Origin of the sequence: uncultured Bacteroides sp., from assembly GCF_905207245.1 — a bacterium.
In the GTDB taxonomy this organism is placed as follows: Bacteria; Bacteroidota; Bacteroidia; order Bacteroidales; family Bacteroidaceae; genus Bacteroides.
The window spans coordinates 62,286-73,732 of sequence record NZ_CAJLKP010000019.1 but is presented as its reverse complement, the minus strand read 5'-3'; the positions used below and the strand labels follow the sequence as shown (position 1 = coordinate 73,732).

Genomic DNA, 11,447 nt, shown 5'->3' with positions numbered 1-11,447 from the left:
GCACATAAGAAGGAGAACAAAGAAAATATCAAGGAGAGACTTTTTAGTCAGCCCCTGTCAGAACAGATGATGTGTTTGAGTCAAACAGATGATGCATCGGGCCCCAACGCATGATGCGTTTGCCTCGAACAAATGATACGTTTTCCTTTACTGCTTACCCTAATCAATTTTTCTTTCTTTTTCATTGTTCAGTTGTTTACTTATTTACACTTCAAATAAATACATATAATATACTCATATTCTGTATTACAACGCAAAAATAAGAAACTTCATCCAAAGCGTAACAGAAAATATTTGCACCAACATAAATATAAACATCACTAAATAAAATCATTGTAGGCATATAGGCGATTTTTAATAGTGAGTAATTTCAAAGATAACGCCGCTATCTCTACAAAAACTTTCCCTATCTCTGTATCGTTAATAACCCCGTTCAATCGGATTACAAATCCGATTGAATTGAGTATCAAGATTTTCAATCCGTCAAACCGATAAACAAACGTCCCACCCTTCTCTTGGTGGGGAGAGGGGTGGGACGGGAATAACTATCATCAATAACTGCTCTTACTCTTTCAGCAAACCTCCGACGGCCTCAATAAAAGCCGTTGCCTTAGGCAGCAATTCATCTATTTCTTCTTCACTTGAATAAGCGAAATCATCATAATCACTACTATGCCGACGTTCGAAAAGGAGAGAGAAACATCGTCCCAACTCGCGCGACAGACGACCGGTAGCTACAAAATGCAGTCCTAACATCTGCTTGACACCTGCATGGGTGCCCGGATTCAACTCATGTTTGATGAGCAGAGCGACTGCGGCATAATAGCAGGAATAATAAAGACGATTGACCGCTGTATTATAATATCCCTGTTGTTTCAGATAAGGTATTTCTTTCAGCGTTTCTTCTGCACGCTGATATCGGTAAGCAGCCAATGCCTCAATATTTTCACGATTCAACTGCTCTTTCATAGCACAATTCCTTCCTTCATTACATTGAAAATAAAAGGGGTATGGAAAGGACGGTTCTCCCAAATTTCCTTCAGTAGGACACGTGCGTTTATCTGCACTCCGGTTTCTATTTCGATGTCGTAAAGCGGAGTAATAATGCGGTCCTCTTCATTAACCGTCAATTTATTTCCATCAACCAATATCAATAAATCAATGTCGCTGTCGGGACGTGCTTCCCCACGTGCTTCACTTCCATACAGAATGGCTTGTGCGCCCGGAGCTACCTGAGCCAAAGCCTTGCGTATCTGCTCTACAATTTGCGGACGTTTCATACTCTTTACTTTTTCATTTGCGAACAAAGTTAAGCAAAATACCCGAAAAGTCAAGAAACAGAGTAACTTATTCCCGTATTGTTTTCCAATATATCAAAGAATGCGCCGTTTCCGTTCAAATCATTGACTTAAATGAGTTCATGCAAGAGCTGAATGAGAATTATTAAGAGATACTTCTTTCCGAAATCCCCCGTCTCCGGGGGAATAAAAGACACACGTATCAGCCTGCCTTATGCACAAACAGCAAATCCTCAACCAGCAGATTGAAGTCCTGTTCGCTGATGCAGCCTTCGTGAAAGTAGAAGTAATGGGTGAGCAAGCGGCGCACCTGGCGGATGCGGCACTCGGCGGTATAACCTTTCCACTCACCTACCCTCTTGCTATCCAGCGCCTGACGGATAACGGCTACATACGGAGTAATCAGACTACGCACATCATCGCCGGGGCGAACCTGTATCTTCTCATTCGGCAAGATAATAGTCACTTCCGGATGGTCGGCACGAACTACGCGCATGGCCTCCGTCCAGCGCACTCCATCTGCAATTACGTCACGGGTTGTCTTTTTTTTGATGCTTCTGTGGCATCGGGTGCCACAAAGGCACGCCTTCCGAATCTTTTCATTGTTTGAATAAAATTTAATTATTAATTGATTAATGAAGACTATAAGCCTCCTTTTGTCTTGTTGATTTATATAGGTGTTAATACGGATCTGCCAGATAATCCTCTACCATCTTATCTATGTTTTCAATAAAGATACTACCCATTTCCGTACCGGAAATCATGGCACGAGTGCCCTTCATGGTAATATTTTGCCCATCAATCTCTGTGATAGTGATACTTTTATCCCATTTTTTCATTATCTCCAAAAATCCCCCATCAGGATTGAGTACGCTCCACTTTCCGGTAGAAGGATTTCTGTAACAGATACTTAGTTTGGTTGCCGTACCTGCCAGCGCATAGTCCCCATAAATAGCTACCGGTTTGCCTCCGGCCGCTCTTGCTTTAGAACCGTCCCATTTTTCCTCTTGCCTTGTAGCCACATTGTAAATATGCACATCGGAATCGCCAGTACCTTCCTGCATAATAACCCTCTTTCCATCAGTGGCAACACGTTGGTTGGCTCCCACTGCATAACCAAATAACTTGACCCATTCTTTTTGGTTCGAATCATATTCATAAACGCCACTGTTGGTAGCCAAAACGCCTCCATAAATAGAACTTTTATATGCGGATATACCCGCCGGTGTATCTTGTACAGCACCCAGGTTTCCATCTGCATCGATGGGATATATGTAAGAACGATTGGCATAACTTCCGGTGGATACATGATTTCCACTCACTAAAAAATCTTCACTAATGCAGACGCTGTATCCATGTCCTTGAATTTGTCCATTCGCGCAATACCATTTTCCGGTCGTCTTGCTCTTTTTTATAAAATAAGTGGAATTATTACTGTTTCCGATATCAGCACTTAGTACAACATAATCCCCGGATATTTCAACTGCTCCACCTTTTTTCAAGATATTGCTATATTTCTGTGTCGGAAATTCTATCGTTCCCTCTTCATCCTCATATACCGGTACACCTTCTCCCCACGAACCGTCCGGCTGCTTGTCATATACACGGTAACGAAATTCTCCGGTAGAGGCGTTCTTGATGGCGCAAATCAGGCGGTTACCGGAAAAAGCGCTACCTGCTGCATCGGGAATCGTTGTCAGTTTCGGTTTAAAAGTAGAGTGCTCATCCGCTTTCAAGGTAGCCTTCAAGGTTGTTTTCTGCCCTGCCGCCAAAGTGAGGTCGCCGCTTATGCTGCAAACATACTCCTTGCCGTTTGCCAAAGTGATAGTGATATTCTGTCCTTCGCCCAATGCCTGGGGTGGCAGCAGACATTCAAAATCCAGATGAAACACCTGCTGGTCCGACCACGATTGCTTCATCCGGATGCTCTGCGCGCCCTTTTGATTTGTTGGAACATCCAAGCGGTATGCTTTAGAAGAGGGGTCTGTAGCTATCGTTCCCTCCGCATAGATCTGATTGATTCGTGCCGTTGCCCCCATCACGTCCGGTTGCGTCACCGTGGGGTCTACAATATCCACGGACAAGAAAAGGCGTGCTGTGAGATGGTGGAAGGTGAAAACGAGCGTATTCGTGGCGGAGGATGCCGACTGGTGTGCCGCCATACAGATGGCTGCCCACAACTTACTTTCCGAGGTCTGATCTTGTGGAACGGCAATGTTCGTCCCTACTGCGGGCAGGACATTGCTCATGGTTCCGTACCAGGCATATACATCTACCATTGAAGAAGTGTTCAGTAGCTCCGTCCATAGCTTCCGGTCGGCAGCAGCATCTGGGGCAAATGTACTATTTGTTCCCGAATAGCGATATTTGTAAGAGGAAGCACTTCCGTTCCACCCGATAAGAATCGCATCGCCTTCGGTGAAGGTTGTACGGTCATTTCTGTCTGCCACGCGAGACATGGTGCCGGTGTTTTCTACAGTGGCGGTTACCCGGAAGTCTCCGTTATACTGTTCGCAGTGTTCGGTTTCGTCCATGCAGGAGGCCGAAAAGAGCAGCAGTCCTGTTATCAATATTTGATATTTTTTCATATGTCAAATTTTATCTGTTAAGTAGCACATTTTGACCGTTTTTTATCTGTATAAATCCAGTATCACTTGCTCCACAGCGCCCCCTGAACCGATAGTTTCTTTCCAGAGTGCCCAGCCTGTATGCTTCTCAGCCTCCGTATTCAGCGAGGCGCATAGCCCGGTGAAGTTCGTAAAAGAGGTTATCCCTTCAGCTGAATCATCAGGTGTGCAACCTGCGGCAGTGCCTGCCATATAGTGGCAGTTGCTGAAACTTGCTCCCGACTTGCTGCCCGCCAGCCAACCGACGGAGGGCGCAGGCACACTTTCGTCTTGATTGCTCAATTGGGAAAGCCGCACATAGCAATTGCTTATCCTACTGGCGGATGCCACACCACCCGCCAGTCCGCCGATACCGCTTCCCGCCGATGCTTTCCTGAAACTCACCGTAGAAGCGGAAAGGGAGGATGTCCCCTCAAAAACAGCAGAGTTCAGGATTTTGCCATTGCAATAGCCTGCTAATCCGCCTATATACATGGCTTCCGTGGCTGAGGAATTTGTATTAACCACCGTTGTTTTGACCAGTTCCACCGAACAGTTCAGAATGTCCCCGTCCACCTTACCCGCCAACACGCCTGCGTATGTGGCACCCGAAGACTCAATGCTGTAACCCGAGGAAGAGCTGTTGCCGGGAATGGTTGCCACCCGCAGATTGCTAATGCCTGCCTGTGTATAGCCCACAATGCCCGAATACTTACCCTCGATAAGCTGTGAACTGTTTTGCAAGTCAATGCTGATTTGCCATCCCTGCCCGTCTATAGGTAAGGTAAGCGGGTATGTATCTGTACCTACCGGTTCATAAAGCTCGCCTGTGACGGTTCCCGTCAGCACGAACGAGGCGGTAAGTTTGATGGTAAAAACCCGGTTAGCACCTTTCGTCTCGTACCAGCCATACTTTTCATATAGCGAATAATCGGGTGTCACTCCGTCATCCAAGGTAGGAAGTCCGTTGGCATTCCATAGCTTGGTGAAGGCCACCCACTCGGCGGCGGAACCGATACCTTTTTCTTTACCCGATATGTCGCCTCCCAGATTCGGGGTCCATTCTCCTCCGGAAGTAGTCACCGTTCCGTCTTTTTTCACATTGAGCGTGTACCCCACACTCGTTCCCTGCTGCCATGCAGTGGGAGTGGTAGGACACGCTATGTTGGTTTTGGTAAGCTGTATGTCAGGATTCCCATATTGTGCATAGGTAATGGAGAGGGTGGCGGCAGCTTTGTTGGGCAACAGAAAGAAGGTGGCAAGTGCTGTGGCGTCGGCGGCATTGGCTGTACTTCCGTACCACCACCGGTAAGGGTAGCGTTTACGGTCTTTGTTCCGGTATAGCTTCCCCAGCCGAAACCACTGTCCGTGAATGTCAGTGTTGCCGTTGCCGGGGCATTGTTTACAGACAGGGCGGTCACTTTAATCCCCACCTCGCTCTTGATGCTGATACACACTTTGGTCAAGGCGTGTTTCAAGTTGAATTTCACCTTTTCGCTGTCGGTGGTGGGTGCAGTCCGGTTCATCAACGGCGTAGCAGCAAGCAGGTCTGCCTGGTCGGCTTCGGCTGCGGGCACAGTGTAGGTCAGCTTTGGGAAACCTGCCACGGCATTGCCTTGAAAGGATGGATTGCTGCCTCCCGATGCCGCCTCGTCCACGTAGGGGGCGTAGGCAAAGAAGCTGATTTTGTCCGTTGTGTTGCCCGGCCAGTACTTCACGGGGGAGTATGTCCAACTGCCGTTAGTCTGCCGCTCCACCTGCTGGTTGTACATGAAGTTGGGGGTGGAACTGCCGTTGTTGAATTCGCCGTTGGTGAAGTAGGCGAACACGCCTATGTCCGTAAGGTCGGCTACCGATTCATATTCTTTCGCTGCCCTCGTCCCGGGCACATCGCCCGAAAAGCCTACCGGAATATTTTCTTGCAATGTATGCGGTGTGTCATCCTCCGCTTGGCAGCCGGAGAGTGCCGCCAACAGGCCAAGTGCCACGACTGTCAGGTAGTTTGTTTTCATCATCCTTGGGTATTCTTTTTGTTCTATGCTTTTTTTCTGTGTGACCGGAAAGGGACATTCAACCCCGTCCGGCCTGTATAGGACATGGAAACCATTATTCAACGTCCATGTCTCCACCGATGGTGGTACCCCAATCGGTGATTGTATCATCCACCGTAATGCCGATGGTATTCAATTTGATGGTCAATGTATAGGTATGTGCCATTCCCTTCTTGAAAGTGCTTTTGGGCAATTTTACTTCTTTCTCGGTCGTACTGGTCACGTTTGTAGCGCCGCTCTTCGTCACGATGTCATACTTTATTTTCAGTTTCAAGTCGCCTTCATTAGCTGTTCCGGTTGCGTTGTCCACCGGGATAAAGTAGAGTGCCTGGCCGGAGGGGAACAGTGAAGTGGCTGTACTGTGGTTGCTTACGTTCACTGATGAAGTCGTGTAACCCCAATCGCCTGGGGTAGTCTTGTTAAGGAAGCCCGACAAGTCTTGTTCGGTTGTAAAATAAGAAGCACCGCTTGTGGCAGCCACCCAAGTGTTATCCGAGAACTGGTATTTAGCCTTGTTCTGGAGTATGCTGCTTCCCGGCACCAGTTTCAAGTCCGTCACATAGATTTTTATATCGCTACCTAAAGATTGGTCGGGTTTCACCTTGATGTCCGCCACCTTTGTCAGTACATGGCTAAACTTGAAAGAAACGGTTCCGCTGTGGCTCGTGGCGGTCTGGTCTTGGATGTCAGCCCGACAATCCGTCACCAGGTCCACCATGTCTTTCCAGTCATTGGTCGTTTTCAAAGCAAGTTCAAGGGTGGGTGCTCCCTGCACGGTTTGCGCAGACAGCGTGATGCCTTTATTGCTTCCATTCGTCGGGCTTGCTTCATAGGGCGCATAGGCGAAGAAGCTGATTTTGTCGCTGTTGGTAGGCCAGAAACGGGTGTTGTCATATCCCCAACTTCCTGTTGGTACTCCGTCAGTCCATGTGCCGTGTTCGTTGTACAGGAAATCCGGGGTAGCGGCAGAGCCGCTTGTACTCCAATCGCCCGCCGTCTTGTATGCAAGGAAACCGAAACCGGCATCCGATACTTTCAAGGTGGCAATGTCTGTTTCCGCCCCTCGGGTCTGTACACCCGTGTACACGTCGAAGCCGATTACCGGATGCACGTCGGGATTCGTGTCCGTCACTTCATTTTGCGAGCAGCCCGCCATTGCGAGCGCCGCCATTACCATCATTAAATTCTTAATCTTCATCTTTTGTCTTTTTTTAAGTTATTACTAAAATTTCTTTATATCTTTATATATCTATCTCCTTGTCATCCTCCTTGTCCCAGCCTTCCACATCGGCATCCATGCCCGAACTGCCTTCGGGCCTCACCGTGGGCACGGTTTCCCCGCACGTCACATCGATGGTGATGCGTATGGCGCCCTCGTCGGTTTCCGACACATTCACCTTTATGTCGTCGAGCTCTTCCACGAACTCCGTTTTCCCGTCCACCAGCATCGCCTCGAAATGCACTTCATGGAGAACGCTCTCGTCGAAGCCGAACACGCTGAACGTGGCGCTCATCGTGCCATCCGTCCGCGAACCGGGCAGGTAGGTTTTCGTGTCCAACGTGAAGCGTTGCGTCATCGTCCGTTCCGAAGGCCGACCCGATGCAAGGAACACGGATTCTGCCACGCCTCCCAATGTGCAGGTGGCAGTACGGATGTTGTTCATCCCCTTGATGTATATGGTGGCGGTTATCTCTCCGGTCAACTTCCGGGGTGTGAAGCAGAGCCGACAGGGAGACGGGTCTTCCGTATTCCTTGTGGCGGAAGGCCCGTAATTGCCGAGCATGCCGGGTGTCACTTCAAACCCTTCCACGCAGTCGGCGGCAAGTTCGTCGGGGCTGTCCGTAGCCACTTTGCCACTGTCTGTCCCCTTGCCCTGCGCGTTCTTGGAGTAAGCCTCCAGCGTGTGGCAGGCATCCGTCCCCCGGAAAGCGATGCTTCCGAAGTCGTCGAACGAACGGTTGAACACAACTACGTTGTAGCGTCCTTCTTTCAGTCGGACGGTCTTGCGGTTACGGTCACCCATCAGCACGGTGATGGGAGCGTTTCCGTCCGTGGGGTAGAATACGGCGGTTGCACCGTAACGCCCTTCCTGTTCGCTCAAGCCTGCTTTACTCCAATCGGCGGTAACGGTTATCTCCGCCTCGTTGGAATAGGTAAGCTCGCGGCGGTCGCAGGCGGAAAAGGTGACGAGGATACAAGTGAACAAGGTGACGAGGCGGCGGTTAACTGTATTCATCTTCTGCCTCCTTTCTCTGTTTTCACCTTGCGGTTCAGCAGCCACACCAGCGAGATTTTCACTTTCGTAGGGCCAAACCATGTATATTTACCGTTCTCCTGCCAAAGCAGCGTCCGGTAGTTGTCGCGGGCATGGTAATGTCGGTAATCGGTGCGGAGCAGGCCGACACCTATATTATATTCCAGCCTGAGGCTACGGGCTATCCGGTGGGCATATCCGTAGCTGATGCCTGCGGCGATAAAGAACTCGCCCTGATAGCCGTTGTCCGTCCATTGCAGGTCGTACTTGCCGCCTCCGGCATATAGTCCGAGGAAGTGTCCGGTCAGCACTTCACGGTTCATACGTTTTGCCCGGCTACCCAGCCAGTAACGACCTTCCAGACCGCCCATGAGGATTTGCAGGCAATATTTGTCGCCATCCATCAGCCACCAGGGGAACATCAGCTCACCGTTGAGAGAGTAGCGGTGGTGCTTGCCTACAGGTACTTCGATTTCCACGTTCGGCATCAGGGCGGCGTCGAACACCAGGTTGGTTTTCAAGGCAAACAACGGACGTTTTTCTTTGGTCTGTACATTCCCGACCACTGTCGGTTCTTGTTTCCGGAGGCTTTTCATCCCTACAAGTGGTTCGCACTGTTTGTCCAGTGACTCCGCACGCAGAGGTACGGGACAGGGCAAGACGGGCAGTCTGTCCGGCCTTATCCACACCATGCACACGGCGGCATTGCGCAGGTAGTGCAACATCCTCTCCCTGATGTAGCGGTAGGAACATCCGCCGTCCAGCTTCCGGAGCAAAGCCTTGCAACGGTCGATATCCGGGGTGCAGTCGATGATTTGCAGTACTTCTTCACGGTTGGGCAGGTTCTCATCGCCAGCTATCAACCGGCGCAGTTCCTGCCAGTTCTCGCCCTGTGGACGGGGGTGGATGCGATATTGGTCGAGGTGAGGGTATTTCCACACCAGATATCCCTTTACGGCTGTGGAGCGTTGCCGTGCCAGAAGTTCGTTATACTTTCGGCCGCCATCGGGGGAGGCAAAAGAAAGGATGTTGATGGAGTCGATTCGTGACACCAGGCTATGGTCAGAAAGCACTTCGTCCAGATGGCGGAGAGTACGGGCATTGTCCATGTATCCGTTATCCACCACCGCCTTACCCAAACGGAAATAGAGCAGCATCGGTTTGCCGGAAAGCTCCGGCGCGTGACGGCTTTCTTGTGACCGCACACCCGCCAGCAGCCCGAACAGCAGTCCGAAGCCGAGGGCTATGCGTTTTATATTGATAATAGGTAGGTAATTCATATCTTGGTTGATTGTAGGGGGTGGGTTACCAGTTGGCTATTTTAATATCTGCCAGAAATTTACGCGCCACTTCGTTGAAAATGCCGACCTTATTTGCGATTTGGCGATGGTTAACATAAAATTCTTCAGGAGTGGGCATGTTGCAACGGATAGGTTCATTCAATGCCTGAAGCACATCAAGCAGGGAAATTTCCCACAGAGGACGCCACAGGGTATATGAAGACAGGGTTCCAGGCTCCTTGTCCGGCAGGCGGCGGATAAGCCGTCCTTGTTCCAGTTTATCGAACAGGTCTTTCCATTCTTCTTCTGAAAAGAGAATATTAGCCGATTGCACGACATTACCCGAAGCAATGTCGTGCAGCAAGGTAATAGCTGTTTGTGTACATATAGACAACATGTGTTTCTTTGTTTTGTTAACTGTTACTTACCAAGTAACAGCTTCGTAGGCGAAAATTACTTACCAAGTAACGGAAAGAGCAATCTTCCCGCTAAAAAGAAAAGGCGTTTTCTAACCAATTATTTCGTTTTTCCTTTAAGAGAAACGAATTTTACCGATGAACAAGGTAAATAGAATAGAAGTCCGTTTTTGAGAGTTCAAAGATGGATAAAGTGATGTATGCTTTTCAGTTTGCATCAGGGGTAATATGAGATGTGTTTAGTGTTTGTAAATAGATTAATGGATAAAAATTAAATTATTGATGTGAAAAAATGACCTTTAATTTGGGATTATCAAAAATAATGTTCAATTTTGCAGGCGAAACTTTCCGTTACTTGGTAAGTAATTCTTTCGCAAAACACTGTTTTATAATGCATTGTATGTTCCACCATTCCCCCATTTACTTTTTCTAACAGAAGAAATCAGTTTACGATTAGCTTTATCCACTCTTTCATTTTCGAAAGGTTTCAGATAAGTTTCCGTCACACGTATTGAAGAGTGCCCCAGTGCCTGGCAAATGATTCCGACAGGCATTCCTGTATGATAGGCCAAGGTGGCCCATGTATGTCGCGCGGTATAGGAGCTAAGTTTCACACCGGGAAGCAGCCGTTGCGCCAATACTCCCAACTTCTTATTAAAAGCCCGCAAGGCCTTCTGGTAGCACTCATACAGGGCAGCTTCTCCTTTCGGCGCAGCATTCAATATCGGGAAAAGATAAAGGGAAGCCTTATCCTTATACTCCTTCAAAAGCGGTAATGCTTCACGGGGGATACGCAATGTAATCTGTTTGCCCGTCTTGTGGCGGCGATATACAATCTTGCCATCTTTCACGTCCTTCTTGCGAAGGTGTGCAAGGTCGATGAACGGCATACCCCGAAACAAAAACATCAGCAGAAAATAGGCCTGCGCGCGTCGCAGTTCTTTGGAGAGTACATCGAGGTCTGCACCCATCAGTCGCCCTGTCTGCTCCTCCGTCAGTGCCCGCTTGGTCTGCGACTTCACCTTGGTATACACGTCATCGAAGAGCCTCGGGTTGTGTGCAGGCGTGCCGGGTGGAGATAGCCGGTTATACACAGCCTGCAAAGTGCGCATATAAGTGGAAACTGTATTCCAACTCAGCCGCTTTTCCAGCAGCCAGTCTTCATACTCTTTCAGGCGCCCGGGAGTAAACACTTCATTTACAGGCATTACACCGCAGGCAAACTTTGCAAAGGAACGTAAGGTGCTATTGTAGGTATGCACCGCAGGATACCTCCTGTCTTCTTTCAATCCTTCAACAACCTCTGCCATATACAGCGAAAGGTCCAACCTTCCGTCATCCTTCTCAATTCTTTCTGTATTCATAACTCTTATTGTTTAAAGTTGCACACTACCAAATGAGTCCTGAAAACAGGAATCACAAGCATAATGTTTGTGAATACAAAGTAAAGAAAGTGAGGGGAAGACAAAGAAAAAGCGTGCAAACCTTATAAGAAAGGTGCACGCTGTATGTATACATTATAAAGGTTGATTAGTAATTAC

11 protein-coding genes are annotated in these 11,447 nt (G+C 48.7%); all 11 read right to left on the bottom strand.

Annotation, left to right across the window (positions count from 1 at the left end; translation table 11 throughout):
• Positions 1-564: 564 nt before the first annotated feature.
• The gene (locus QZ135_RS08330; protein WP_294607784.1) at positions 565-969 is read right to left on the bottom strand and encodes a HEPN domain-containing protein; all 405 of its coding nucleotides are present in this window, start codon (positions 967-969) and stop codon (positions 565-567) included.
• Entirely contained in the window at positions 966-1,280 is a 315-nt protein-coding gene (locus QZ135_RS08325; protein ID WP_294607782.1) for a nucleotidyltransferase domain-containing protein, read from the bottom strand. The genes QZ135_RS08330 and QZ135_RS08325 overlap by 4 nt, the downstream gene beginning before the upstream one ends.
• A gap of 220 nt (positions 1,281-1,500) precedes the next feature.
• Entirely contained in the window at positions 1,501-1,812 is a 312-nt protein-coding gene (locus QZ135_RS08320) for a hypothetical protein (RefSeq protein ID WP_294607780.1), read from the bottom strand.
• A gap of 166 nt (positions 1,813-1,978) precedes the next feature.
• Positions 1,979-3,886, bottom strand: a complete 1,908-nt coding sequence (locus tag QZ135_RS08315; protein ID WP_294607779.1) for a fimbrillin family protein — start codon at positions 3,884-3,886, stop codon at positions 1,979-1,981.
• 42 nt (positions 3,887-3,928) lie between these two features.
• Positions 3,929-5,149 (bottom strand): hypothetical protein, encoded by a 1,221-nt coding sequence (locus QZ135_RS08310; RefSeq protein WP_294607777.1) that lies wholly within the window; start codon positions 5,147-5,149, stop codon positions 3,929-3,931.
• Positions 5,065-5,919: a fimbrillin family protein gene (locus tag QZ135_RS08305; RefSeq protein ID WP_294607774.1), complete on the bottom strand. Its 855-nt coding sequence runs from the start codon at positions 5,917-5,919 to the stop codon at positions 5,065-5,067. Before QZ135_RS08305 ends, QZ135_RS08310 begins: the two co-directional genes overlap by 85 nt.
• 91 nt (positions 5,920-6,010) lie before the next feature.
• A complete protein-coding gene (locus QZ135_RS08300; protein WP_294607772.1) occupies positions 6,011-7,153 on the bottom strand; it encodes a fimbrillin family protein in 1,143 nt (380 codons plus the stop codon).
• 43 nt (positions 7,154-7,196) lie between these two features.
• The gene (locus QZ135_RS08295) at positions 7,197-8,192 is read right to left on the bottom strand and encodes a DUF5119 domain-containing protein (protein WP_294607769.1); all 996 of its coding nucleotides are present in this window, start codon (positions 8,190-8,192) and stop codon (positions 7,197-7,199) included.
• Complete coding sequence (locus QZ135_RS08290) at positions 8,189-9,490, bottom strand: DUF3575 domain-containing protein (RefSeq protein WP_294607767.1); 1,302 nt, start codon at positions 9,488-9,490, stop codon at positions 8,189-8,191. Before QZ135_RS08290 ends, QZ135_RS08295 begins: the two co-directional genes overlap by 4 nt.
• Before the next feature lie 25 nt (positions 9,491-9,515).
• Positions 9,516-9,887 carry a hypothetical protein gene (locus QZ135_RS08285; protein ID WP_294607764.1) on the bottom strand — a complete coding sequence of 124 codons (372 nt, stop codon included), beginning with the start codon at positions 9,885-9,887 and terminating at the stop codon, positions 9,516-9,518.
• A gap of 405 nt (positions 9,888-10,292) precedes the next feature.
• Positions 10,293-11,270, bottom strand: coding sequence for a tyrosine-type recombinase/integrase (locus QZ135_RS08280; protein ID WP_294607763.1), 978 nt, complete (start codon positions 11,268-11,270; stop codon positions 10,293-10,295).
• Positions 11,271-11,447 lie beyond the last annotated feature (177 nt).